This window comes from Janthinobacterium foliorum (assembly GCF_978021625.1).
Genome location: NZ_CDXDQE010000006.1, coordinates 78942 through 98478, shown reverse-complemented (window position 1 = coordinate 98478; position 19537 = coordinate 78942). Strand labels below are relative to the sequence as shown.

Here is a 19537-nt window from a genome sequence, read left to right as displayed (position 1 = left end):
CATGCAGGAGGCGGTGCAAGTGCTGCCGCTGCATACCGATGAAGACGTGGTGCGCCTGCGCAAGCAGGTGCGCGACAGCATGGTCGCCATGGGTTTTGGCCTGATCGAACAGACCAAGATCATCACGGCGGCCAGCGAGCTGGCACGCAACACGCTGCGGTACGGCGGTGGCGGCGAGGCACGCATCGTGCGCCTGCGCGACAGTGCGCGCCAGGGACTGGAACTGAGTTTTGCCGACAAGGGAGCCGGCATCGAAGATATCGACCAGGCGCTGACCGATGGCTACACCAGCGGTGGCGGACTGGGACTGGGGCTGGGTGGCGCCAAGCGCCTGGCCGACACATTTCACATCGACACGGCGCCCGGCATGGGCACCACCGTCACCATCGCGAAATGGAAGCTGTTTTGAATCACCAAGCGTCGCACCCTGACCAGCGCAGGCAACAAAGTTTTTCCATCGGCGAACCAAGCGAGATCGCCGCGGCCCGCCGCGCCGGCAACGAGCTGGCGCGCCACGTCGGCTTCGATGACGTACGCGCGGGCCAGCTGGCCATCATCATCAGCGAGGCGGCCACGAATATCGTCAAGCATGCGCGCCGCGGCGAAATCCTGCTGCGCAAGGTGCTGCGCGGCGGCGTCAGCGGCATCGAGGTGCTGTCCATCGACAATGGCCCCGGCATGGCCAACGTGCGCCAGCACATGCAGGACGGCCATTCCACCACGGGCACATATGGCGTGGGCCTGGGCGCGATACGCCGATTGAGCCAGGAATTCGACCTGTACACGGCCCCCGGCAAGGGCACCGTGCTGATGATGGTGGTATGGGGGCCGCACGCCAGCAGCACCATTCCCGCCAGCCCCAACTGGCAAATCGGCGCCGTGTGCCTGCCGCTGCCATCGGAACAGGTCAGCGGCGACGCCTGGAATGTCGTCTGCGAAGGCCATGAACTGAGCCTGATGGTGGCCGATGGCCTGGGCCACGGCCCGCTGGCGGCGCAGGCCTCGGAACTGGCCGGCGCGCTGCTGGAAAACAGCGCGCCCGGCCTGCCTCCCCTGCCCGCCCCGTTCATCGAATTGGCCCACGGCGCCCTGCGGGGCACGCGCGGCGCGGCGCTGGCCGTGGCGCACATCGACAGCGCGCAGCGCGAACTGCGCTTTGCCGGCGTGGGCAATATCGCCGCCTGCGCCTTCGACGCGCAGCAGCGGCGCCATCTGCTGTCACATAACGGCATCGTCGGCAGCAATCTGCGCAAGGTACAGGAATTCCGCTATCCATGGCAGCCGGGCACCATGCTCATCATGCATTCGGACGGCCTGCACACGCGCTGGGACCTGGAACAGTATCCGGGCCTGGCGCACTGCCATCCCAGCCTGATTGCCGCCGTGCTGTACCGCGACTTTTCGCGCGGACGCGACGATGTCACGGTGGTCGTGCTGCGGGAACACGCAGGACACGAAGCAGTATCAAGTGAAGGAGAAGGTGCAGCATGACGCAACGCATATTGACGGCGAATATCGCCAGCGAACTCGATGTGGTGGGCGCGCGCCAGCGCGCGCGGCAGATCGCCGCCCTGTGCGGCTTCGGCGTGCAGGACCAGGTGCGCATCGCCACGGCCGTGTCGGAACTGGCGCGCAATGTCTACAACTACGCGGGCAGCGGAAAGATCCATTTCGCGATCGACGGCATGACGGCGCCCCAGCTCCTCACCATCCGCATCGAGGACCAGGGGCCGGGCATCAAACAGCTCGAGCAGATCCTGGGCGGCACCTACCGCTCGCAAACGGGCATGGGCCTGGGCATCCTCGGCGCGCAGCGCCTGATGGATCGCTGCCATATCCACAGCGTGCCGGGCGAAGGCACGGAAATCACCTTGCAAAAGCTGTTCCCGCGCGACGCGCCCCTGCTCGACGGGCAGAAAATCGGCGCCCTGGGCGGCAGCCTGCAGGCGCTGCCATCGGATATCACCGTGGCCGAAGTGCAGCAGCAGAACCGCGAGCTGCTGGCCACGCTGGACGAGCTGAGAACGCGCCAGGAAGACCTGCTGCAGCTGACGCGCGAGCTGGAAGACACCAACCGCGGCGTGGTGGCGCTGTACGCGGAGCTCGATGAAAAAGCCGACCACCTGCGCCGCGCCGACCAGATGAAGTCGCGCTTCCTGTCGAACATGAGCCATGAATTCCGCACGCCGCTCAGCTCCATCCGCGCCCTGTCCAAGCTGCTGCTCGACCGCGTCGACGGCGCGCTGACGGACGAGCAGGAAAAGCAGGTGCTGTTCATCCTGCAGGGCGCCGTCAGCCTGAACGACCTGGTCAACGACTTGCTGGACCTGGCCAAGATCGAGGCGGGCAAGGTCGACGTGCACGCCAACAGCCTCCGGGTGGCCGACCTGTTCAGCGCCCTGCGCGGCATGCTGCGCCCGCTGCTGGTATCCGAATCGCTGACGCTCACCTTCATCGACCCCGATCCGGCCCTGCACATTTACACGGATGAAGGCAAGCTGTCGCAAATCCTGCGCAACTTCATTTCCAACGCGCTCAAGTTCACGGAAGCGGGCACCATCGTCGTCAGCGCCACGCCGCTGCCGAAACAGGATGCGATCCGCTTTTCCGTCGCCGACACGGGCCTGGGCATCGACACCGAAGACCTGCAACTGATCTTCGAGGAATTCAGCCAGGTGGAAAACCACATGCAGCGCAGGGTCAAGGGCACGGGCCTGGGCCTGCCCCTGTGCCGCAACCTGGCGACCCTGCTCAATGGCACGGTGGCGGTGGAAAGCACACCGGGCAAGGGTTCGCTGTTTTCCGTCGTGCTGCCCACCAGTTATCACCCGCCCGAAGGCAGCCTGCCAGCGTGCGCACCCGCCAACGACGACGGCAACGACCAGCGCATTCCCGTGCTGGTGGTGGAAGACAACCCGCCCATCCGCCTGCTATATGAAAAATTTTTGGCCGGCAGCGAGTTTCGCGTGGTGGCCGCGCGCAGCGTGCGCGAGGCGCAGGACCGCTGGGAACAGCAGCGCCCCGCCGCCGTCATCCTCGACATCCTGCTGCACGGCGAGAACGCCTGGCACTGGCTGGCGGAGCTGAAGAACGACCCGCTGCGGCGCCAGGTGCCCGTCATCGTCGCCACCGAGATCGACGACAAGCGCAAGGGCCTGGCGCTGGGCGCGGACGCGTATTACGTCAAGCCCCTGCTGCGCCAGCAATTGCTGACAACCCTGCGCACGCTGATCGGCCATACCCACCACCGGCAAGAGCCGGCCCCGCCGCGAGGCACCACCACCAGGGATAATGCGCATGCTACCGGATAACAACAGCGATGCTCTGATCCTCAACGTCGATGACAGCGACGGCGCACGCTACGCCAAGTCGCGCATCCTCACGCGCGCCGGCTTCAAGGTGATCGAGGCCTCGAACGGCGGCGACGCGCTGCTGCGCGCGCGCCAGGAGCGCCCCAACCTGATCCTGCTCGACGTCAAGCTGCCCGACATCAACGGCCTGGAAGTGTGCCGCCAGCTGAAAGGCGGCGCCGAGACGAACACCATCCTGGTGCTGCAAACGTCGGCGTCGTGCATCGGCACGGCCGACAAGATCCGCGCCCTCGACGGCGGCGCCGACAATTATCTGGTCGAGCCGATCGAGGCGGACGAATTGATCGCCAACGTGCGGGCGCTGCTGCGCCTGGGCCAGGTCGAGCGCGAACTGCGTGAAGTCGACCGCCGCAAGGACGAATTCCTCGCTACCCTGGCGCACGAACTGCGCAACCCGCTGGGTCCCATCCGCACGGCGCTGGCCCTGCTGTGCAAGCTCGACCCGGTCGTGCCGGCCATGCAGGACAATGCGCGCCGCACCATCGCCCGCCACACGGACCACCTGGTGCGCCTGGTGGACGACCTGCTCGACGTGTCGCGCATTTCGCTGGGCAAGATCTCGCTGCAGTGGGAAAGCGTGAGCCTGGCCGGCGTGATCCGCAGCGCGCTGGAAACGAGCTCGCACAGCATCGAAGCACGGGGCCATGCGATCGACATCGACCTGCCCAAGGAAGAACTGTGGGTCTGCGGCGACGCCGTGCGCCTGTCGCAGATCGTCGCCAACCTGCTGCTCAACGCGGCCAAGTTCACGGCGCCGGGCGGACGCATCGCCATCGGCGCCGCGCGCGAGGGCGACAACGTGCGCATCCGCCTGAGCGACAACGGCATCGGCATCGCCGCCTCCAGCATCGACAGCATCTTCGGCCTGTTCGCGCAGAGCGGCCATTCGCCGGACCGGGTGCAGGATGGCCTGGGCATCGGCCTGTCGCTGGTGCGCACCCTGGTCGAACTGCACGGCGGCCAGGTCAGCGTCAGCAGCCCCGGCGTGGGATTGGGCAGCACCTTTGAAGTCCGTCTGCCGCTCGACGCCAACGTGCCGCTGCCGGCCGCAGCACCGCCGCCAGCGGCGGCCGGCAGCAGCCAGCGCATCCTCGTCGTCGACGACAACAGCGATGCGGCCGACACCCTGGCCGAATTGCTGGAAATGTACGGCCACACGGTGCGCACGGCCTACACGGGCGCGCAGGCGGCCGAGCGCACGCTGGAATTCAAGCCCGACATCGTCTTCCTCGACATCGGCCTGCCCGACATGAATGGCTACGAGGTGGCCGTCAAATTGCGCCAGCTGCCGATCCCGCAGCAGTTCCTGCTCGTCGCGCTGACGGGCTACGGCCAGGAGCACGACCGGCAGGCGGCCCTGGCGGCGGGCTTCAATGAACACTTTGCCAAGCCAGTCGATTTCGGCAAGCTGGCGTCACTGGGACTGCACATCGGCCAGTAATGCCCGTCCGGCCGCGCGCCTGGTTTTTTATATAACGCTTCGGCTATAATCGGGCCGTGCGAAACGCGACAGTTTCGGGACACCTGGGATGATCAATTGCAGCTTCAACCGATGTACGATGGCGCAGTTGCGCCGGTTCCCCGATCCTTCCGCCGTGGCCCGTGGCGGCTGGCCGCCGCGCTGGCCACTTCCGTCCTGCTGATGGCGGCGCCGGCCAGCGCCGACGCCGGCGAGAGCTTGCCGGCACGGCTGGTCTGCCACGACGACGTCTTCGTGCCCTACTTCATGCAAAACCAGGGACGCGTCGAAGGCTTGAACGTGGACGTGCTGCGCGAGGCGGCATCGCGCCTGGGCATCATCATCGAATTTCGCGCCATGCCGTGGCGCCGCCTGGAGAGTGAACTGGCCCGGCCGCAAGGCACGGTCGATTGCGCCTTCGCCATGAGCCGCACCCCGGCGCGCGAACAGTACCTGGAATTTGGCAAGGTCCCCTTGCAGCCGACCGAGTATGTACTGTTCGTGCGCCAGGCAGCCGCCGCGCGCGCCATCACCCGGTTCGATGACCTGGCCGGCAAGGTGATCGGCGTGCGCGCGGGCTTCCGCCTGCCCGAAGCCATCGCCGCCGGCGCGGCGCAAGGCCGCTGGAGCATCGCCGAAGTGCCGACGGATGCCGCCAACTTCCAGAAACTGGCGCTGCACCGCATCGACGCCGTGCTGGCGGACGGCATCGTCGGCCAGTACACGGTAAGACAGCTGAAACTGGACGGCATCGCGCGCATGGCGCCCGCCTCGCCATCATTGCCGTCCATGCGCTTCGATACCTATATCGTGTTTCGCAAGAACGCGGCCTCACCGGCGCTGGCCGCCGCCTTCGACCGCGTGCTGCGGCACATGCGCCAGGATGGCAGTTTGGCGCGCATCACTTCCGCCTATCTGGGCACCCCACTTCTGGAACCATGACATGAAAACCCGCACGCCCCTGCTGCGCATCACCATGATACTGGGCGCCCTGCACGCCCTGCTGGGCTGGTTGCTTCTGCCGGCGCTGCCCGTCGGCCTGGCCGGCTGGCTGCTGGGCGGCCTGGTCTTGCTGGCCTCGACCATGCTGATGCCGATGACGATCTTCGCCCGCGCCGTCACCAGCGATGCGCGCCTGGCCGACCGCCTGAGCTGGGCCGGTTCGCTGAGCATGGGCTTTTTTTCCTCGCTGTTCGTGCTCACCGTGCTGCGCGCGCTGCTGATGCTGATTCCCGCCGCGCGCCCGCATGCGCAGGCGTCCGCCGTGGCGGTCCTGGCCCTGGCGCTGCTGGCCACCGTCGTCGGCTTCATCAATGCCCGCCGGGTGGCGCGCGTGCGCGAGGTGACGGTGCCCATCGCCGGCCTGCCGCCGGCGCTGCACGACTTCACCATCGTGCAGCTGAGCGACATCCACGTGGGGGCCACCATCAAGCGCGCCTACGTGGAAGCCATCGTCGCGCGCGCCAACGGCCTGCAGGCCGACCTCATCGCCATCACGGGCGACGTGGTCGATGGCACGGTGGCGCAGCTGAGCGCGCACACGGCGCCGCTGGGTGAACTGCGCGCGCGCCATGGCGTGTTTCTGGTGACAGGCAACCACGAATACTATTCTGGCGCCGCGCCGTGGGTGGCGGAATTTCGCCGCCTGGGCCTGCGCGTGCTGATGAACGAACATGCCATCCTCGAACACGGCGGCGCGCGCCTGGCCGTCGCCGGCGTCACCGATTTCAATGCGGCCGCCTTCGACCCGGCCCAGGCAAGCGACCCGCAGGCGGCCATCGCCGGCGCGCCGGCGACCATCCCGCGCATCCTGCTGGCGCACCAGCCGCGCAGCGCGCCCGAGGCGGATGCGGCCGGCTACGACCTGCAACTGTCCGGCCACACGCACGGCGGCCAGTTCTGGCCATGGAACCTGTTCGTGCCGCTGCAGCAGCCCTACGTGGCGGGCCTGCACCGGCGCGGCCGGCTGTGGATTTATGTCAGCCGCGGCACCGGCTACTGGGGCCCGCCAAAGCGCATCGGCGCGCCGGCGGAGATGACGAGAATCCGGCTGGTGGCGGCGTAATATTTAGTCCGCCCAGCTGGCCATCCACGCCTCGTAACGTGCGACCACGGCCGGCGGGTTCAGGCGCGCCATGGCGCCGTCCACCGGCTCGCTGTCGCTGACGTCGAACAACAGCACGAACTCGTCGCGCTGGGCAGCCGTGCCGAATATGCCTTCCGTGTCGAGCCGCGCCAGCGCCGCGATGCAGGCGTCGAACACGCCGCTGCGGAAGGTGGCGAAATCCACGTCGAACGGCAGCTCGCGGTGCGCTTGCAGGAGCAGGCGGTAGGCGCTGTCGAAGTAGGCGCCGCCGTCCTCGAACGCCCATTCGGCGGGATTCCACAGCATTTCCTCGCCATACTCCGAGGCGGCCAGCGCCTCGCGGCTATTCGCCATGAGACCGATGGTCATGGCGCTGTCGTCGCTCACCAGCGCGACAGCGTCGATGTGCTGGCCGGGATGCGCGCGGCGCACGGCGGCGAGAGCCAGGCGCGCGGCATCCGCCAGCAGGCCTTGCAGCAGCGCGAAATCGAACATGGCGGGGTCGATGACCGTGCTGCGCGCTAGCGCATGGCCATCGGCAAGGGCGGCCTGGCAATGCGCCAGGTAGGCGGCATGCGCTTGCGCTGCGCTGGCGTAGTCATTGCGCGTCTCCTCGCCCCACGTCATGGCCGCGCCGCTGGCCGTCCAGACGGTCGTGCCGAATACGCGCACTTCCCGGAAGCGGGCCGGCCGGTCGCCGTCGAAGGTGTAAAACAGGCTGTAATTGCTATGCATGGGAATTGTTCATCGTTTAATCGGGCCGCATCTGCGCGGCGAAATCGCGCTGGCGGAACTGTTCCAGCAAAAAATCGACAAACACGCGCGTCTTCGCGGGCAGCAGCTTCTTGCTGGGATAATACACGGACAGGGGGCCGGAATCGGCGTGCCAGCCAGGCAGCAGCCGGACCAGCGCGCCGCTGCGCAAGTGCGCCAGCGCGTGCGGCATGGGCAGCAGCGCCACGCCCACGCCCAGGATGGCCGCCTGCGCCATCGCTTCCGGGTCGTCGAAGATGGCGCGCGGGCGCGATTCGGCCACGCCTTCGCCGCCGCGGCCGTCGCGCAGTATCCAGCTGCGCAGCCGTCCGCTGCCGGCCGAGCGCCGCGCCACGCCGTCGAATTGCGCCAGGTCCGACGGATGCGCGGGCATGCGCTTACCCTGCATGTAGGCGGGCGACGCCGTGGCGACGATGTGCGCGTGCCCCAGCTCTCGCGCCACCACGCCCGGCGTCAGCTCGATGCCGCCGCCGATGGCGACATCGAAGCCTTCGCCGATCAGGTCCACTTGCCGGTTGTCGAAATGGCAGTCGGGGATCACGCCCGGATAGCGCGCGATGAATTCGCCCAGCAAGGGCACCACGTAGCTGCGCCCGAACGACGGCGCCAGGCTGATTTTCAGGATGCCCGCCGGCTGCCCGCCCTCTTCGGCCACGCCGGCGATGGCTTCCTGCAAGGTCGACAGGGCGCCGCCTATCTGCTGCAGGAAGCGCTCGCCCCCTTCCGTCAGGGTCAGTTTGCGCGTGCTGCGCTGGAACAGCCGCAGTCCCAGTCCCGCTTCCAGACGCGCCACGTTCTTGCTGACGGCGGCCGGCGTCAGGCCCAGGCGGCGCGCAGCCGCGGAAAAGCTGCCCAGCTCGGCGGACAGCACGAATGATGGCAAGTGATTGAATGCATCCATGCGCCTATTCTACCCGCTCATTTGATCCAAATGGTTGAAAGTAATTGTAGCGATTCATGGCTAGCGCGGCAGGAATGAAAGGCAGATACTGAACTCCTCGACACTCCACACAGAAAGCCCATCATGCAAACCCAAGCCACCACCAGCACCGCCCTGTCACTGCAAGACAAGATCGCTTTTGTGACGGGCGGCTCGCGCGGCATCGGCGCCGCCATCGTGCAACGCCTGGCGCGCCAGGGCGCCACCGTCGTCTTCACGTACCAAAGTTCGTCCGCCGAGGCGCAGGCGCTGTCCGCCAAGGTGGAAGCGGCCGGCGGCAAGGCTCTGGGCGTACAGGCCGATGCGGCCGACGCGGCCGTGCTGGCGGCGGCCATCGACAAGGTGGCGGCGCAGTTTGGCCGGATCGATATCCTCGTCAACAACGCGGGCGTGTTCCTGCCCGGCGCCATCGACGATTTTTCGCTGGCGGATTTCGACAAGACGGTGGCCGTCAACGTGCGCGCCGTGTTCGTGGCCATCAAGGCGGCCGTGGCGCACATGCACGCGGGCGGGCGCATCATCAACATCGGCAGCACGAATGCGCACCGCATGCCGTTCGGCGGCGCGGCCGCCTACGCCATGAGCAAGTCGGCGCTGAGCGGCCTGACGCAGGGCCTGTCGCGCGACCTGGGACCGCGCGGCATCACCATCAACAACGTGGAACCGGGTCCCGTCGCCACCGACATGAACCCGCCGACAGGCGACTTCGCCGACCTGATGCACGGCCTGATGGCGCTGCCCCGCCATGGCACGGCCGAGGAAATCGCCGGCATGGTGGCCTACCTGGCCAGCGAAGAAGCGGCCTTCGTCACGGGCGCCGGGCTGAAGATCGACGGCGGCTTCGCGGCGTAAAAAAAGGGCCAGACTTTCCAGTCTGGCCCCAGCGTCTGCTTCAGGGTTTGTTTTTCTTAACGTGCCTATGCATCCCTGCGCCGGCGCGCCCGCCACCACAGCAGCAATGCCAGCAGCACCAGCACGCCGACGATGATGCCCGCGCGAGCCAGGCCGATCAGGTTCGAGGCAGGACCGCCGTTGCGCAGGGTCGTCACCTGTTCCGCCGTCACCTTGACGTCTGGATTGCCGTACATCTTCTGCACATAGTTACCGAGGGTGACGATCTGCTCGTCCGACAGGGTCTGGCGGAAGGCCGGCATCAGGTGGCCCGCGGCATGATTCCCCTTGCGGTCCTGGCGCTCCACGCCATCGAGGATCGCCATCACCAGGTTGTTGCTGTTGCTGCGGCCCGTCACCGAGTTGTGGAACAGCGGCGGCAGGCTGCCGTCGAAACTGCCCTCGCCCTTGGCCTGGTGGCAGCTGGCGCACTGCGCATCGTACAGCTGCGCACCCGACATCTTGTTCAGGTTTTGCGGCAGCGGCACGCCGCGGATGCTGGCCAGGTCGTCGCCCGCCTTGCCCCATTGCGTCACCGGCTGCGTGTCGGCCTTGTCGCGGATGGCCGGCACGCCCTTGACGTAGTGGGCGATGGCGTTCAGGTCGGCGTCGCTCAGGTGCTTCAGGCTATGGTCGATGGCTTCGGCCATCGGTCCCGCGGCCTGCGCCTTGTTGGCGGCGCGGCCCGTGCGCAGGTAGTCGACCAGTTCCTGCTGGCTCCAGCCGCCCACGCCGCTGTTGATGTCCGAGGTGATGTTCGGCGCGTACCAGGTGCCCAGGTCGGCGCCGCCCAGTTCCTTCGACAGCTGTTCCGCCATCAGCGCATTGCGCGGCGTATGGCAGGTGGTGCAGTGGGCCAGGCCTTGCGCCAGGTAGGCGCCGCGGTTCCATTCCATGCTCTTGGCCGTATCGGCCACGAAGGGCTTCTTGTCCAGGAAGAGCATGTTCCAGCCCGCCATCGACAGGCGGATATTGAACGGGAACGGCAAGTCCGTCGCCTGCGCCGGCGCCGCGTCCACCGCCGCCACGCCATGCATGAAGTAGTCATACAGGGCCGCAGTGTCCTCGTCCGTCACCTTGGCGTAGGCCGTGTAGGGCATGGCCGGATACAGGTTGGCGCCGTCGGCGCGCACGCCGTGGCGCACGGCGTCGGAAAACTGCTTGAGCGTGTAGCTGCCGATGCCGTGCGTGGTCGATGGCGTGATGTTGGTGGCGACGATGGCGCCCAGCGGCGTGGCCAGGGCCAGGCCGCCGGCCATCGGTTTACCGCCCGGCACGCTGTGGCAGGCGATGCAGTCGCCGGCTGTGGCCAGGTAGCGGCCCCGCTCGATCGCCGCCGCGTCCGGACGCACCGCGTCGGCCGCCAGCACGGGCAAGGCCAGGGACAGCAAGGCGGCGCCGGCCGCCATTCTGAAGGTCGCCATCATGCTGTTCCTCCCTTTTGTTCGTCGAGAATGTGCTTGACGGTGCGCAGTGCCACGGCCAGGCCGTTTTCCGTCGAATTGCAGGTGCCCGACGTGGGCAGCACGCCGGTGCTGCACAGGAACAGGTTGGCGTGGTCGAAGGTGCGGCCCCACTGGTCGCAGACGGCCTTGGCGGGGTCGGAGCCCATCGACAGGGTGCCGCAGATGTGCTGGTTGTTGGCAAACACGCCTTCCTTGCTGTGACGCAGGTTGGTACCGCCCATCAGCTTGGCGATCTTCTCGAAATCCTGCTTCGATCGTTCGTGGCCGCGCTTGGTATACTCGTCGATCGAATAATGCGCCTGCGGCTTGGGGATGCCCATGGCATCCTTTTCGCTGCTCAGGGCAATGCGGTTTTCCGGGTTCGGCAGCACTTCCAGCACGTTTTTCAGGCTCATTTCACGCGCCGAGCGGAAACGCAGCTGCTGCTCGAACTCTTCGCCGAACACGCCCTTGCCGATCAGTTCCTTGGTGGTGCCATCGACGCGCGAGATGTTCGTGAAGTCCAGGCGGTACGGCGAATGCTCGCTGCGGAAGTCGCCGTCGCGCATGGTGTTGATGGAATTGGGGCTTTGCGGGCCACGGCCCAGCCATAGGTCTTCATCGGCGTCGAAGGTGATCGAGGTGCTCGGATGGTCCATCAGGTTGCGGCCCACCATGTCGCTGCTGTTGGCCAGACCGTTCGGATATTTGTCCGAGGCGGAAACGAGCAGCAGGCGGGGGCTTTCGATGCCGTTGGCGGCCAGGATGAAGGTCTTCGCCGTGACGCGGTGGCTCTTCTTGTCGACGTCGTAGTACAGGGCCGCCGTGATGCGGCCCTGGGCGTCGTGTTCCAGCTTGTAGACGTTGGCATTGCAGACGATCTGCACGCCAGCCGCTTCGGCCTGCTGCGCGGCGATGCCGCCGTGGTATTGCGCGTCGATGGGGCAGATCGGCTGGCAGCTGTTGTTGCCGCAGCAGGCCGGGCGTCCATCGTAGCTGACGCTGTTGCGCGCCACCGTGTTGCCCACCACCTTGAACGTGGGGTCGAGGCGCTCGCGGATGCGGCGCATGGCATAAGGCTCGGCCACGGAATCCATCGGGAAGGGCTGCTTGCGCGGCGAACCCGTGTTCTCGGCGCCCGAGACGCCCATGATTTCTTCCGCTTCCTGGTAGAACGGCTCCAGGTCTGCATAGCTGATCGGCCAGTCCACGCCCACGCCGTACAGGGTGTGGATGCGGAAATCGTTCGGCACGTTGCGCCACGCCTGCGCGGCCCAGTGCCACGAGGTGCCGCCCAGTTGGCGGATGTATTCGGCCGGGTACGGATACGGGCCGGCCTGCACCAGGTAGCCGTTGTCCTTGGGCTGGTAGATCGGGTGCGGCGCCGTGGCGATGGACGGATACGGCGACATCCAGTCGCTGCGGCGCGTCGTGTTGCGGAAACGAGCGACGATTTCGCCGCGCGAGACGCGCGGTCCCGCTTCCAGGATCAGCACCGAGGCGCCCGCCAGCGCCAGCTTGCGCGCGGCCAGGGAGCCTATGATGCCGGAACCGATCACGAGGTAATCGGCGGAGAGTTGTTCAGCCATGGTGGCTCCTTAAATTGGTTTTCTGGCCCAGCTGCCGTAGGCGCCGTAGGAATACGTGGGAGGCTTGAGCACGTCGGCCACGACGGCCGCGTTCAGCGCCTGCTCGTAGGCGACGCAGACGGCCGCCTCGCCCGTGCCGACGATGCCCAGGTACCAGGCGCTGGCGATCTGGCGCGGCAAGGCCGCCAGCGGCGACTGCGCCGCGTCCAGCGCCTGCTGCAAGCCGGCGGCCTGCAAGCCTTGCGCGTTGATCAGCGCCAGCAGCGCGCGCACGTTGGCGGGGAAGGCGGCGTCCTGCGCCGCCAGCGCATCGTACAGACGCCTGGCCAGCGCCGGGTCGAGCACCTGGCGTCCCACCAGCATGGCCGACACGCCGAGGAAAGCGCCCTGCTCCGCGTTGGCGACCGGTTCGGCCAGCGCCCAGGGAATCAGCGCCGCGGCCGAAGCCGACAGCAAGCCGGCCAGCACCATGCGGCGGCCGGGATTCAGAGGGCCGCGGCCCTCCTTGTTATGTGTAGCGTCCAATTGAAGCTCCCGTGAGTTCAGCAACCGTTCAGAAAGAATGCTTGAGACCGACCATGACGACCGTCTGGCCGCCGTTCGACGATGGCGTGCCGTTTTGCGCATCGCCGACCGAGGCGACGGCATCGACGATGGCGCCGTTCTGGCCCAGGGTCTGGCCGCTCGCCAGCTGGCGCGCTTCGATCAGGTAGACCGAGGTGCGCTTCGACAGCGCGTAGTTCTGCTCGAACGACAGCTGGCGGTAGCGCGCGCGGTCCGTGATGCCGTTGGCGCGGCTGGCGAAGGTGTCGCTGTAGCCGGCGGCCAGGAACCACTGCGGCGTCAGCTGGTAGCTGGAGATCAGGCCGGCCGTGTTGAAGATGGCCGTGTCGCGGAAAGCGGAACGGGTGCCGGCCTGGTACTGCACGTTGCTGGCATTGGCGCCGACCATCCACTTGCCCATGGTGTAGCGCGCGCTGGCGGCGATGTACTGGATGCTGTCGGCCGTGGCATAGCCCTGGTTGACGGCGGAGATGCCGAAGCTGCCCGAGGCGTTGCTGTTCCAGCCGCCCTGGCCGCTCATGGCCATGTTGCTGGCGGCATTCTCGCCATTTTTCAGTTTCAGGTAGCCGAGCGCGAATTCCGCCGGCGAGGTGCTGTATTTGACGGCGGCGCTGAAGCTGCTGCCCACGGCATTGCTGTCGGCCGCTTCGCCGAAACCGTATTGCGCGCTGGCCTGCAGGCCGCGCCATGCGGGCATGCTGTAGCTGAGGGAATTGCTGATGCGCACGGTCGTATCAAGGCCGTCGATATCGCCGGGATGCGCGCCCGTGGCGCCCGTCAGGATGTTGCTCGACGCCAGGGAACCCACCAGCAGGTAGTACGGCGTGTACTGGCGGCCGGCCGTCAGGGTACCGTAGGCGTTCGATTGCAAGCCCACATAGGCCTGGCGGTTGAACAGCGTGCCGGCGGAACTCATCGCGCCCGTGTCGCTTTCAAAGCCGCTTTCCAGCAAGAACAGCGCCTTCAGGTCGCCGCCCAGGTCTTCCACACCCTGGAAGCCGATTTTGCTGGCGGACAAGTTGCCGCTGCGCATGTAGGTATTCGAGTCGCCGCCCTGGTTGCTGGTGTACGCCATGGCCGCGTCGACCACGCCGTAAATGCTGACGTTGCTCTGCGCGCAAACGTTTGCGCCGACGAGCGTGGAGAGGGCCAGCGCGATGGTGCGCATGCAAGTATTTTTCATTTTTTCCTGACTTTCCTGTTTTATTGTACGCCGGCCAAGTTTTTCCGTCTGACGGGGAAATACGGGCGATAGCGCCGCGTTGCCGCCCCCGCTTGACGACGGGAACGTCCGCTTTTCTTCTTGATTTGGATCAAGTGGGGCAAATTATACGCTTAATTACTCATATGTAAGTGATTGACTGTAAGGCATAGTCTTATAGCAAAACATTCCTTTGTCTTATAGCAAAACTTGTTCACGCGGGCGCACAAGCCCGGCACGCTGCGGAAATTATCAAAAACAGCATGGAAAATGCAGCGGCGGCGCGTGCGGAAAAACACGCGCCGCGGGGGCAGTCAGGCGGGGAGAAAAACGGCTGGCGGCGGAGGCCGCTCAGCGCAGGATGGCGGGCGCCACGGGCAGGGTTTCCAGGGCGATAAAGGCGTCCAGCGCGCGGCGCATGTCGTCGAACACCTGCTTGCCATAGGCCGCCTCCAGGCTTGCGTACTGCAAGTCGATCAGCTTGCCCATCTGCAGCAGCAGGCTGGCGCCCGCCTCCGACAGGTGCACCTTGCGGCGCCGCTGGTCGCCCTCGAACTTGCTGCGCCCGATCAGGCCGATTTCCTCCATGCGCGCCAGGATGCCGCTCATGCTGGGACTGGAAATCTGGCAGATGTCGCACAGCTCGCGCGGTTCCAGGGTCGGGCTTTCATTGAGCGCGCGCATGATGCGCCACTGCTGCTCCGTCACGCCGAAGTGATTGAGGATGGGACGGAAATGCTGCAGCAGGCTCTCGCGGGCCTTCAGCAGCAATTGCGGCATGTTCGGATAACGGATCGGTAACTGCAAGCGGAACTCCCGGGGTGGCCAGAAAAATTAGCGTAATTATACGACCCGCCACAGGAGAATGGCAGGCGAAAATGCCGGGGCGCGCATCACCACCCGCCCGCCGCGCTCACGCCGCCACGGCATGGCGGGCAGGTGGCGATTGCGACGTCAGCCCCCGGCTTTTTTCTGCTCGGGGATGAAATGCTCGCGCACGGCCTTGGCCAGCAAGTCCGGCGGCAGCAAGCCCTGGCCCAGCAGGAAATTGTTGAACGCCAGGCGGTCGAACTTCTCGCCCAGCGCCAGCTCGGTTTCCGCGCGCAGCTGCAGGATGCGCGTATAGCCATAGAAATAGCTGCCCGCCTGGCCCGGCATGTTGAAGGTGTAGCGGTCCAGCTCCTGGCGCGCCATCGGTTTCGACAGCATCACTTCGTCCGTCAGGATGCGCCCCGCTTCCTCGCGCGTGACCTGCCCCAGGTTCAGCATCGGGTCGAGCATGGCGCGCGCCGCCCGCAGCATGCGGAACTGCAGCGCGATGAACTGGCCTTCGGCCGGCTCGTAAGGAATCATCTCCGCTTCCGCATACAGGGCCCAGCCTTCCACGTTGACGCTGTTGAACGCATACAGGCTGCGCGCCTGCGACACGCCCCGCTCCACCATGGCGCTGAACTGCAGCTCGTGGCCGGGACGGCCCTCGTGCGCGCTCAGGGTCCAGGCGGCGCCGGCAAAATTGAAGTCGTCATACGCTTCGCCCTTGCCGCTGCTGGTCGGATTGCTGACGGGCAGGACGAACTGGCCGTGTTCGCCCGTATTGCCGATCAGCGGAGGCGGACGCATGTGCGGCGCCGGCTGGGCCGCCGATTCGGCCGCCGAGGCCAGGCGCATGGTCATGGCGCGCTGCGGCACATCGACCACGCGCTGCGCGCGGATGCGCTCCTCCAGCTGGGTATTGACGCCCTTGTAGTGCGCTTCGAGCTGCGCATCGGGGATGGAATCGCCTTTCAGCGCGCGCAGCACCTGGCGGTAATCCGTCCCGTCGACGCCCTTCAAGGCCAGCTTGGCCGCCACCACGGGCGCCAGCGCCTGCATGGCCGCGCGCGTCTCCAGGTAGGCCACTTCGGCCCGTTCCACCAGCGCGCGCGGCGCGATGTCGATGCCCACCTGTTTCAGGCGGAAGGCGTACAGCTCGGGCGCCATGCGGAAATCCGTGCGCGACAGGGGCAGCACCACCTGCTTTTCCCACGCCGCGTAGTCATTGAGCTGCTGTTCCATGGCCGCCAGCGCGCCTTCCGCGCCGGTGATCTGCATGTCGGCGAACAGCTTGCGGATGCCGGCGATATACGTCGGCACGTTTTCCAGCGACTGCTCCACCTGCAGCCGCACGGGACCGGCCAATCCCTTCTGGCCGATTTTTTCCGTGAAGCGCGCCTTCGCCTGCTGCGTGATCGGCGTGCTGCCCGGATACTGGCCCACGTAGCGCTGCAGGCGCTCGAGCGCCTTGGCGCGGCGCGTTGCCGGGCGCTGCTCCTGCAGCAGGCTTTGCATGCTGCCAAAGACCATTTGCGGCACGTCGACCCATGGCAGGGCATATTTGGCTTCCAGCTGGGCGCCGGCGATTTCCTGGTCGACGGCGTTCGTCAGGATCTGCAAATCCTGGCGGATGCGTTCATCCTTTTCCGTCGCCAGCTTCTGCTGCAGCTGCGCGCGCGCCTGCCGCATGGCGGCCACATAGCGATCCGTGATCTTGGGCCCCAGGTCGGCCGCCAGGCCATCGTATTGCGCCAGGCCCGTGTCGGAGGCGTTTTCGGGCGAGAACTGCGCCTGCGCCGCCAGCACGATGGCGGCGTTGCGGTTGCTGGCCTCGACCCAGGCGGCAGTGGCGCTGGCGGCGGCCGGGGCGGCGGCAGCCATGGCGGGCATGGCAAAGGCGGTGGAGAGCAAGGCGGCAAGCACGGTCTGATGCAATTTCGGGATGACGGACATCGGGTGATTCCTTCCTGAGGTGAGCGATGAGCGAAGCGACGAGTATCGGCGAGCGCCGCACGCCTGTCAATTCAGGCCATTCAGGGGTGGCAGGTTCCAGGGCGTGACGACCTGGATGGCCGACAGCGACGCCGGCTGCGCCAGTGGCGGCAGCGCGCCCTGCGCCCGCAGCAGCTCCTGGCATGCGCGGCGCATGTCCTGGCCAAGGTCGTGGTGCAGCACGGCGTGGATGGCCCCCGATTCGAGCAGCGCCAGGTTGTCCGCATCGAGGTCGTGGCCGATGAACACCTGGCAGCGCCGCCCCGCCTGCGCGAAGGCCTGCACGATGGCGGCATTGCCGCCGCCAATCGAATACACGGCGGCGATGCCGGGATGGTCGGCCAGGGCCCGGCGCACCAGCGCGCCCGTGGCGCCATCGATGCCGTGTCCTTCGCTCACTTCGACGATGCTCACATGCCGGTGCCGCTCGCGCAGCGCCCGGCGAAAGCCGATCTCGCGCTCCTCCTCGCCGTGAAAACGGTTGCTGCTCAGGGTCACGAGCACCTGCTGTTTCTTCCTCGCGCCGCCCAGCCACTGGCCGATCAGGTAAGCGGCCGTCTCGCCCGCCGCGCGGTTATCCATGCCCACATAGCCGCAGCGCGCGGAAGCGGGCAAATCCGTCACCAGCGTCACGACGGGAATGCCGGCCGCCGCCAGGCGCCTTACCGCGTCGCTCACCGGCGGCAAGTCGGGGGCTTTCAGCAGCACGCCATGGCTGCCGTTCTTGCGGATGCGTTCCAGCAGCAGGGCGATGCCCTCCGCTTCCAGCGTTTCGTGCAGGTGAAAGCGCGAACGCAGCACGGCTGGCTGCAGGGACGGCAGTTGCGCTTCGAGCGCGCCGCGCACGGCATCGGTGAAGCGGCGCGGCGCCACCATCAGCACGTCGAGCATGAATTTTTTGCCGGACAGGCCCACCTGCGTGCTTTGCCGCGCCAGCTCGTCGAGCGCCTGCATCACGCGGCGCACGGTGCTGGCGTGCACGCCGCCGCGCTGCTTGATGACGCGGTCGACGGTGGCCACGCTGACGCCGGCCTGCAGCGCCACGACCTTGACGGGAAAGGGATGCGTCATGCCGTCTCCATTGCCTTGATGGTTTTTTGATGGATTTCCTGATGAAAAATGCGGCTTTTCATCCCTATACTGATTCTACAACATCCTTGACAACATCCACACCAGGAGACACCGCATGCATACCACCGAGGCCCGCGCTGCGCCGCCCGCCCCCTATTGGCTGACGCCGGAAAGCTGCGACCTGCAGGACTTCATCGCCACCGTCAGCCGCAGCACGGCGCTGGCCGACTATCCCCATGCCGCCGCCGTGCTAGAAAATATCGTCTTGTACGACTGCGATGCCGTGCGCGCGCTGGCCGCCAATCCGGCCGCGCTGCGCGCGCTGCAGGCCGAATGGGGCCAGGCGCTGATGGACGGCCCCGGCGTCATCGTGCTGCGGCGCGCCGTCGCCGACATGGACAACCTGGAACAGGTGAACGGCATTTTTTACGCCCTGATCGCCGAACAGCATGCCAGCGGCCAGGCGGGCGGCGACCATTTCGCCAAGCCGGGAGCGAATGACCGCATCTGGAACGCCCAGCAAAAGCTCTGCCTGCGCGCGCCGGAAGCATTCGCACGCTATTACGCCAATCCCGTCTTCGCGTGGATCTGCCAGGCCTGGCTGGGACCGGCCTACCAGATGACGGCGCAAGTCAATGTCGTCAATCCGGGCGGGGCCGCCCAGGCGCCGCACCGCGACTACCACCTGGGCTTCCAGAGCGCCGCCGCCTGCGCCGCGTATCCCGCGCCCGTGCACCAGATGTCCGCCCTGCTCACGCTGCAGGGCGCCGTCGCCCACTGCGACATGCCGGTCGAATCCGGCCCCACCCTGTACCTGCCCTATTCCCAGCGCTACCAGGCCGGCTTTCTCGCCTGGCAGCAGCGGCCTTTCCGCGATTATTTTGCCCGGCATTGCGTGCAGCTGCCCCTGTCCAGGGGCGACGCCGTCTTCTTCAACCCCGCGCTGTTCCATGCGGCGGGCCATAACCGTTCGCCCGATATCCGCCGCATGGCCAACCTGCTGCAGGCGTCGTCGCCGTTCGGCCGCGCCATGGAAGCGCTGGACCGCCGCGCCATGAGCGCCGCCCTGTACCCTGCCCTGCAAGCCTTGCGCGCAAAGGGAACGCTGTCGGCCGACGGCATTGCTCACGCGGTGGCCGCCTGCGCCGAAGGCTATGCCTTCCCCAGCAATCTCGACCGCGACCAGCCCATCGATGGCATGGCGCCGCCCACGCAGCAGCAGCTGGTGCTGCAGGCGCTGGACCAGGACTGGCCCGCGGCGCGCCTGCGCGATGCGCTGGACAGCCACGCCTGGCGCCAGCAAGCCTGAATCCCATCCCGCGACACCTTCGGAGACTCCCT

General features: G+C 66.8%; 17 protein-coding genes. 8 read left to right on the top strand and 9 right to left on the bottom strand.

The features are described 5' to 3' along the window. The first annotated feature begins 1 nt into the window (after position 1). The 6 genes from ACZ92H_RS14485 (at position 2) to ACZ92H_RS14460 (ending at position 6895) form a co-directional block, all read left to right on the top strand. Positions 2–409 (top strand): ATP-binding protein, encoded by a 408-nt coding sequence (locus tag ACZ92H_RS14485; RefSeq protein WP_465050058.1) that lies wholly within the window; start codon positions 2–4, stop codon positions 407–409. Next, positions 406–1491, top strand: a complete 1086-nt coding sequence (locus tag ACZ92H_RS14480; RefSeq protein WP_465049900.1) for an ATP-binding SpoIIE family protein phosphatase — start codon at positions 406–408, stop codon at positions 1489–1491. Before ACZ92H_RS14485 ends, ACZ92H_RS14480 begins: the two co-directional genes overlap by 4 nt. After that, complete coding sequence (locus ACZ92H_RS14475) at positions 1488–3311, top strand: ATP-binding protein (protein ID WP_465049899.1); 1824 nt, start codon at positions 1488–1490, stop codon at positions 3309–3311. Before ACZ92H_RS14480 ends, ACZ92H_RS14475 begins: the two co-directional genes overlap by 4 nt. Further along, positions 3298–4812: an ATP-binding response regulator gene (locus ACZ92H_RS14470; RefSeq protein ID WP_465049898.1), complete on the top strand. Its 1515-nt coding sequence runs from the start codon at positions 3298–3300 to the stop codon at positions 4810–4812. Before ACZ92H_RS14475 ends, ACZ92H_RS14470 begins: the two co-directional genes overlap by 14 nt. A 96-nt stretch (positions 4813–4908) precedes the next feature. Further along, positions 4909–5772 (top strand): substrate-binding periplasmic protein, encoded by an 864-nt coding sequence (locus ACZ92H_RS14465; RefSeq protein ID WP_465049897.1) that lies wholly within the window; start codon positions 4909–4911, stop codon positions 5770–5772. Position 5773: 1 nt separating this feature from the next. Continuing rightward, the gene (locus ACZ92H_RS14460) at positions 5774–6895 is read left to right on the top strand and encodes a metallophosphoesterase (protein ID WP_465049896.1); all 1122 of its coding nucleotides are present in this window, start codon (positions 5774–5776) and stop codon (positions 6893–6895) included. Positions 6896–6898: 3 nt separating this feature from the next. Here ACZ92H_RS14460 and ACZ92H_RS14455 read toward each other — a convergent pair whose 3' ends face one another. Beyond that, complete coding sequence (locus tag ACZ92H_RS14455; RefSeq protein WP_465049895.1) at positions 6899–7651, bottom strand: DUF4303 domain-containing protein; 753 nt, start codon at positions 7649–7651, stop codon at positions 6899–6901. Between the two features lie 16 nt (positions 7652–7667). Then, on the bottom strand, positions 7668–8591 hold the full coding sequence (locus tag ACZ92H_RS14450) for a LysR family transcriptional regulator (protein ID WP_465049894.1): 924 nt from the start codon (positions 8589–8591) through the stop codon (positions 7668–7670). A 123-nt stretch (positions 8592–8714) separates the two neighbouring features. Here ACZ92H_RS14450 and ACZ92H_RS14445 point away from each other — a divergent pair, with 123 nt between their 5' ends. Further along, positions 8715–9482, top strand: coding sequence for an SDR family oxidoreductase (locus ACZ92H_RS14445; protein WP_131368930.1), 768 nt, complete (start codon positions 8715–8717; stop codon positions 9480–9482). Between the two features lie 65 nt (positions 9483–9547). Here ACZ92H_RS14445 and ACZ92H_RS14440 read toward each other — a convergent pair whose 3' ends face one another. The 7 genes from ACZ92H_RS14440 to ACZ92H_RS14410 form a co-directional block, all read right to left on the bottom strand. Further along, complete coding sequence (locus ACZ92H_RS14440) at positions 9548–10948, bottom strand: c-type cytochrome (protein WP_465049893.1); 1401 nt, start codon at positions 10946–10948, stop codon at positions 9548–9550. Further along, positions 10945–12555, bottom strand: coding sequence for a GMC family oxidoreductase (locus tag ACZ92H_RS14435; protein ID WP_465049892.1), 1611 nt, complete (start codon positions 12553–12555; stop codon positions 10945–10947). Before ACZ92H_RS14435 ends, ACZ92H_RS14440 begins: the two co-directional genes overlap by 4 nt. A gap of 9 nt (positions 12556–12564) precedes the next feature. Then, the gene (locus tag ACZ92H_RS14430) at positions 12565–13080 is read right to left on the bottom strand and encodes a sugar dehydrogenase complex small subunit (protein WP_465049891.1); all 516 of its coding nucleotides are present in this window, start codon (positions 13078–13080) and stop codon (positions 12565–12567) included. A 28-nt stretch (positions 13081–13108) separates the two neighbouring features. After that, positions 13109–14302: a porin gene (locus ACZ92H_RS14425; RefSeq protein WP_465049890.1), complete on the bottom strand. Its 1194-nt coding sequence runs from the start codon at positions 14300–14302 to the stop codon at positions 13109–13111. 369 nt (positions 14303–14671) lie between these two features. Beyond that, a complete protein-coding gene (gene hpaR / locus ACZ92H_RS14420) occupies positions 14672–15127 on the bottom strand; it encodes a homoprotocatechuate degradation operon regulator HpaR (protein ID WP_254786083.1) in 456 nt (151 codons plus the stop codon). Between the two features lie 147 nt (positions 15128–15274). Further along, positions 15275–17086: a DUF885 domain-containing protein gene (locus tag ACZ92H_RS14415; protein WP_465049889.1), complete on the bottom strand. Its 1812-nt coding sequence runs from the start codon at positions 17084–17086 to the stop codon at positions 15275–15277. A 66-nt stretch (positions 17087–17152) separates the two neighbouring features. After that, positions 17153–18196 carry a LacI family DNA-binding transcriptional regulator gene (locus ACZ92H_RS14410; RefSeq protein WP_465049888.1) on the bottom strand — a complete coding sequence of 348 codons (1044 nt, stop codon included), beginning with the start codon at positions 18194–18196 and terminating at the stop codon, positions 17153–17155. 115 nt (positions 18197–18311) lie between these two features. Here ACZ92H_RS14410 and ACZ92H_RS14405 point away from each other — a divergent pair, with 115 nt between their 5' ends. Beyond that, complete coding sequence (locus ACZ92H_RS14405) at positions 18312–19505, top strand: phytanoyl-CoA dioxygenase family protein (RefSeq protein ID WP_465049887.1); 1194 nt, start codon at positions 18312–18314, stop codon at positions 19503–19505. The last annotated feature ends 32 nt before the right edge of the window (positions 19506–19537 follow it).

Coding starts and splice junctions, on each gene's coding strand:
- ACZ92H_RS14440 (WP_465049893.1), bottom strand. CDS start 10,948: ATGATGGCGACCTTCAGAATGGCGGCCGGCGCCGCCTTGCTGTCCCTG.
- ACZ92H_RS14455 (WP_465049895.1), bottom strand. CDS start 7,651: ATGCATAGCAATTACAGCCTGTTTTACACCTTCGACGGCGACCGGCCG.
- ACZ92H_RS14460 (WP_465049896.1), top strand. CDS start 5,774: ATGAAAACCCGCACGCCCCTGCTGCGCATCACCATGATACTGGGCGCC.
- ACZ92H_RS14415 (WP_465049889.1), bottom strand. CDS start 17,086: ATGTCCGTCATCCCGAAATTGCATCAGACCGTGCTTGCCGCCTTGCTC.
- ACZ92H_RS14410 (WP_465049888.1), bottom strand. CDS start 18,196: ATGACGCATCCCTTTCCCGTCAAGGTCGTGGCGCTGCAGGCCGGCGTC.
- ACZ92H_RS14425 (WP_465049890.1), bottom strand. CDS start 14,302: ATGAAAAATACTTGCATGCGCACCATCGCGCTGGCCCTCTCCACGCTC.
- ACZ92H_RS14475 (WP_465049899.1), top strand. CDS start 1,488: ATGACGCAACGCATATTGACGGCGAATATCGCCAGCGAACTCGATGTG.
- ACZ92H_RS14405 (WP_465049887.1), top strand. CDS start 18,312: ATGCATACCACCGAGGCCCGCGCTGCGCCGCCCGCCCCCTATTGGCTG.
- ACZ92H_RS14485 (WP_465050058.1), top strand. CDS start 2: ATGCAGGAGGCGGTGCAAGTGCTGCCGCTGCATACCGATGAAGACGTG.
- ACZ92H_RS14450 (WP_465049894.1), bottom strand. CDS start 8,591: ATGGATGCATTCAATCACTTGCCATCATTCGTGCTGTCCGCCGAGCTG.
- ACZ92H_RS14445 (WP_131368930.1), top strand. CDS start 8,715: ATGCAAACCCAAGCCACCACCAGCACCGCCCTGTCACTGCAAGACAAG.
- ACZ92H_RS14435 (WP_465049892.1), bottom strand. CDS start 12,555: ATGGCTGAACAACTCTCCGCCGATTACCTCGTGATCGGTTCCGGCATC.
- ACZ92H_RS14470 (WP_465049898.1), top strand. CDS start 3,298: ATGCTACCGGATAACAACAGCGATGCTCTGATCCTCAACGTCGATGAC.